Raw genomic sequence first — 4,917 nt, forward strand, 5'->3', positions numbered from 1 at the left:
TTTAAAATGAGAGAATCTTACGTTATTCAGGGTTCTCATTCAATATGAATAACGCTAGATTATCATTATAAATCAATGCCTTGAACACTTTATTCCCATTATCCATTTTCTGGAAACATTATTGATTAATCCCAATGAGATGGGAACTGGTTCCCATAGTGTGCATCAGCCAGATCATTTATTGGTTAACACTGTCGCTTGCCAGATTACTTTATTTGGTGATGATACAGTTAAGGGGGTAGAGCCTATTCGTAAGGGGCCGAATTTTTATCAATGGGCTAGTCAACAAGGTTATCGTAATATTAACGGTGTTTTTTCTCGTACAGAGCATGATGTTGGGAGAGAAATCAAAGAAAATGATTATTTATCACGTCGTTTGTTAGGGGAAGACCTGTCTTGGGCTTACCAAGAGTTCACGCAAGATTTACCTTTCGCTATTCGTATTAAGGAGATCCGACAAAAAGTTATCAATCTCCATATCCACCAAGATCATAAAACGGATGTTCTTTTGGAAGATGGCTGTCGTTATAGTGTAGATTTTGTTTCCATGACCACGGGTCACGGTAAGAATATATATTCATCGCATGATGAAAGCCTGTAACAGTTTGTGGCTGTTCACCAAATGAAAAACGCGCTTTTGAACTATTATTCGAATCCTTATCCAATTGAAAAGTTGGACTCTATACAAGCTCAGTCTCGTGTGCTGCTGCAGGGAATTGGATTAACTAGCTATGATGTCTTGTCGTAATTGACTTACGGTCGCGGTGGGACTTTTACTGAAAATGCTGGACAATTGCGCTACATGCCAAGCGGCAAAGAACCTGCGACAGCTCTATTCTCCCGTCAAACATTGCCTTTTAGTAGTCGCGGGATTAATCAAAAGGGTGGTAGTGGGCAATACATACCATCATTCCTTACTCTCGATGCAATACATCATCTACGTAAGCAATCCAGCATTGCTAACGGTTCTCCGAAGCTGGATTTCGAAACGCAGCTTTTACCTCTGTTGCTTAAAGAAATGTGTTATGTCTATCGAAGTACGCAGCTGGGGCAGTGGCTAGACCCTGAAACCTATGTTGTTACTTCCAAAGACGAGCAGTGTATTCAAGCGTTGCTGTATCCTCATCGAAATAAAATATTTGCCTCTTTGAAGGATTATACAAGATTCTTCATGGAGCATTTGAAGGACGATCTTCATTCTTCCGCTGCAGGTAATGTTGATGGCCCAGTGAAAGCTGCTACAGATGTGCTACGAGATGTCCGTGATATCTTACGTTCAGCAATTGATTTTTGCGGGTTAACGTCTTCATCTCACAAGTATTTTATTGAATATTTTAATCCAAACTTTAACCGTATTTCTGTCGGCCCACCGATGCAGCGAAACCAAGAGTTGAAGGCTCTGATGGAGGCTGGTATCGTGACTTTGGCTGGCGGACCTTCACCTAAACTTGTTCTCAATGCTAGTACCAGCCGTTTCGAAATTCAGTCTGTTTTTCAAGATGAAAACAGTTCAGTTGATGGAGATGTGCTGATCAAGGCCAAGATTGATCGTTTTTCTCCGTTGCGTGATGAGTCCTCTTTTATCCAGAATTTGGCTGGTCAGGGCATCATTCGACCATTTATCAACCAAGGATATCATCCTGGTGGTATTGATATTGACCGTCGGCAGCATCCTATAGACACTAAAGGGCAAATACAAAATACATTATGGGTGGTCGGTAATCCAGTAGAGGGGCCCAATTTTTATACATATATTTTGCCTAGGCCTTTAGTTAATTCTCGTGCACTGCGGGATGCAGGGCGCTGTGTCATTAACATGTACGAGCAGCTTCTTAATCGCTACTCAGTCAAAGATTCAACAATTAATGTACATTGATGATGTAAAAAGCTTCCTGATACGCATGTCCTCCGTATCCGTTATAATGGCGATGCTGATGCTATTCATTTTTCTTATGTCTATCTCAATAAGAACTTGGTTTCTTATTCCATTGGCTGGAGTGACTGTTTTCGGTTATTTGCTTTTGACGATACCATACTGGTGGTTGAAGGGTAATGCACGCAGTGGTGTGTTCATCCTGTTGGTTTGTACTTTAGTGCTGATATGGCGTTGGCACTTGCCTGATGTTCGTACTGTGCTTGTGCGTTTTACTGATGTCTTTTGGCTATTACTCGCCATGGGATTGTTGCGCCATGTGATGAATACATGGCGTATTTCAGAATTTCTCTCTGAACGGTTGATGCGCTATGGAAGGGTTCGCTTACCCTGTCCATCGCGATACTGACTGCGTTTTTAGCTTGGCCGATGAGTTTGGGGGTTATCCCCCTAATGATTGATGCCTTGAAAAAAAGTGTTTTTCCCTCTCGCCATTTGGCCGCTATTGTGATGCGAATGATGAGCATCACGATGGTACTGATGCCGACCAGCATCGGTGCAGCAACAGTTTTCGCTGCTATGCCTAGAACACCAATATTCACATCCGCTGCTTTGGGGATACCACTTTTTCTATTTAGTCTGTTGTTGTTGTGCCTTTCTCCAGTTGTACCGCTAGCTAACCCGATTATTTGTGATGAGAGGAGAGCGAATAAAGAAGGAGAGAGAGTAAGAATTTGGATTTTTTTGATATTTTTCTGGCTAATATTTATCGTTGCGTTGACAGTTATTAGGTTGAATGCACTAGAAAGCATTGCATTGACGGCGAGCATTCTATACCTCATTGAGCGTGGGAGTTCACGCAGTATTGATTTTTTGACTCCTTTGATGGCAGTGATACGCAGTATATCCAGTGAAATTATGTTGTTGCTAGGTTGTAGTCTGCTAATATCTACTTGTGATTTGCTTATTCCTTTGTTGCCGGTGACGTTTAGTCACTCATTGGCATCACTCTCTGTTTGGCAGCTTATGCCTGTATTCTCTTTGTATTGCCAATTTTCAGTGTAGTAGGAATTCACCCTATGGTGCTATTTAGTTTGGCATTTCCCTTACTAGGGTCATCGATGGCTTATGGGGTTACGGATTATTTGGTTTGGATTTGCTTCTTTATTGCAGCTCAACTCCTTTCTCCTGTATCAATAAATGCTATTTTTGCTTCCAGTAGCCTGCATATTTCACCGGTGGATATGAGCTTTAAAATGCATAGTTATTATGTATTAATATTTAATCTTTTTGCGTTCATTTATTTGAGCTCTTTTATTCAATATTTGTAAATTATGGAGATCTTATGCCTTACATAAATATTAAAATTACTAATGAAGGGGTTACCTCTGAACAGAAACGGCAACTAATAGAAGGGGCAACTCAATTATTAGTTAATATTCTGAATAAAAATCCGAAAACGACTGTTGTCGTGATTGATGAAGTGGAGACAGACAATTGGGGTATTGGTGGTGTCCCCATTACAGAATTAAGAAAAGCTCAAAATAAAGAATAACTCTGTGTATTTGACAATAATTTAAGGTCAATAGGGTTAATCAATGTAAAAAATCCCGTCCTTTAGCAACATTTGATCAGACAGCCATTGGAGCGGTTGTTACAGCCCCTGATGCTGATAACCAAGTTTTTCCCCTCGACGAGCCTGTCCTTCTCTTTACGCATGAGGGTGAGAAAATCCAAAAGCTTGGGCGAAGGGGAACGGCTCTTGATGTGATTAACGCCGTGTGCGCGCAGGGGATTGAGGCACAAATTATTCTTGTGCGGGTGGAAGAAAAGTCAACCATTGCTGAGACACAAACCGAAATGGTGGGATCCAATACTCACTTGACCGGTGTGCATGCCTTAGCGCATGCGCGGGGGCATTTGGGGGTGGAGCCTGGAATTCTCTTAGCACCGGCTTATAGTGCAGGGCGGATTGACAATGGCAAAAACCCCGTGGCAGATGCACTGGAACAAGTGGCAGAAAAGTTGCAAGCCATTGCCGTGTTTGATACGGGGGGTAAAAATGCGGAAGAAAGCCTTGCCTATCGTGCAGATTTTTCCTCACGCTTTTGTTATTTGATTGACCCCTTTGTACGGGTGGCAAATTCTGATGGAGGTGTTAGTGTTAAACCCGCAAGTCCTTTTGCAGCAGCCATGTTTATCAAACGGGACAAGCAAAGGGGCGGTGTTTTTTGGTCTCCTTCCAACCAAGATGTGCATGGCATTTTAGGGACAGCACGCCCCATTAGCTATTTTGATGGGGAAATTGATCATGAGGCAAATCGCCTTAACCAAGCCGATATTGCGACCTTTATTCCAGCACGACTTAGTCAAAATGCGCATGGGCAAATGGCTGCCAATGGGCGCATTTTATGGGGAAATCATACCACCTCCAGTGATCCACTTTGGCGCTTTGTCAATGTGGTGCGCACCCGTGCAGCCTTGGAAAAAACCATCATTAACAATTTGCGCCCTTGGGCGAATGATGAAAACCTTACTGGTCAACATGTCATTGCCATTACCCGCAGCCTTACACAGTTTCTTGATGATATGATTGCGCGTGGTGCGCTTTTGGGTGGCCGTGTTTGGTTTGACCGCGATTTAAATTCCAACAGCACTTTACAATTGGGAAAATTGCGGGTGGAATTTGATGCAGAAGAAGTGCCACCTTTAGAAGATTTGAGTTTCGGCAGCCGGCGCAATAGCGCTTATTTTGACCGTTTGGCGCAAGATATCCAAAAGAAAATGACTTATCAATTTGGCGATACGCTTGAAACTTATCGCAAAGCAGCAAGGAGTTAAAGCATGACTTTACGCATTGTACGCGGTTTTACCTTGATTGTTGATGATGATGTGAATCTTCACCTTGATCTTGAAACATTGAAACTGCCCACGTTGGAAGAAATTACAGAAACCTATCAACCGGGCGGCTCTGATATGCAAATTGATGTGAGCGGTCTTGGTGTCAAAGCCCTTGGCTTGCAAATGAAAATCCGCAGCCATAC

At 42.5% G+C, this 4,917-nt stretch carries 7 protein-coding genes; all 7 read left to right on the top strand.

Annotation, left to right across the window (positions count from 1 at the left end; genetic code table 11):
* Positions 1-121: 121 nt before the first annotated feature.
* The gene (locus ACFIMA_RS09050; protein ID WP_375693387.1) at positions 122-601 is read left to right on the top strand and encodes an FAD/NAD(P)-binding protein; all 480 of its coding nucleotides are present in this window, start codon (positions 122-124) and stop codon (positions 599-601) included.
* A 147-nt stretch (positions 602-748) separates the two neighbouring features.
* A complete protein-coding gene (locus tag ACFIMA_RS09055) occupies positions 749-1,876 on the top strand; it encodes a hypothetical protein (protein ID WP_375653981.1) in 1,128 nt (375 codons plus the stop codon).
* 58 nt (positions 1,877-1,934) lie between these two features.
* Positions 1,935-2,282: a hypothetical protein gene (locus tag ACFIMA_RS09060; RefSeq protein WP_375653978.1), complete on the top strand. Its 348-nt coding sequence runs from the start codon at positions 1,935-1,937 to the stop codon at positions 2,280-2,282.
* A 122-nt stretch (positions 2,283-2,404) separates the two neighbouring features.
* Complete coding sequence (locus ACFIMA_RS09065; RefSeq protein WP_375653975.1) at positions 2,405-2,938, top strand: hypothetical protein; 534 nt, start codon at positions 2,405-2,407, stop codon at positions 2,936-2,938.
* 280 nt (positions 2,939-3,218) lie between these two features.
* Positions 3,219-3,428, top strand: coding sequence for a 2-hydroxymuconate tautomerase family protein (locus ACFIMA_RS09070; RefSeq protein ID WP_375607418.1), 210 nt, complete (start codon positions 3,219-3,221; stop codon positions 3,426-3,428).
* 86 nt (positions 3,429-3,514) lie between these two features.
* The gene (locus ACFIMA_RS09075) at positions 3,515-4,714 is read left to right on the top strand and encodes a phage tail sheath family protein (protein WP_375693389.1); all 1,200 of its coding nucleotides are present in this window, start codon (positions 3,515-3,517) and stop codon (positions 4,712-4,714) included.
* A 3-nt stretch (positions 4,715-4,717) separates the two neighbouring features.
* Positions 4,718-4,917 (top strand): phage major tail tube protein (locus tag ACFIMA_RS09080; RefSeq protein ID WP_375693388.1); only part of this gene is annotated, 200 nt, incomplete at its 3' end.

The sequence above is a fragment of the Bartonella sp. AP88HLJMH genome (assembly GCF_042195605.1).
Classification (GTDB): domain Bacteria; phylum Pseudomonadota; class Alphaproteobacteria; order Rhizobiales; family Rhizobiaceae; genus Bartonella.

What these genes read in the sequence shown, in the direction of transcription:
- ACFIMA_RS09060 (WP_375653978.1), top strand. Translation starts at nt 1,935, where the DNA reads ATGCTATTCATTTTTCTTATGTCTATCTCAATAAGAACTTGGTTTCTT.
- ACFIMA_RS09065 (WP_375653975.1), top strand. Translation starts at nt 2,405, where the DNA reads ATGGTACTGATGCCGACCAGCATCGGTGCAGCAACAGTTTTCGCTGCT.
- ACFIMA_RS09070 (WP_375607418.1), top strand. Translation starts at nt 3,219, where the DNA reads ATGCCTTACATAAATATTAAAATTACTAATGAAGGGGTTACCTCTGAA.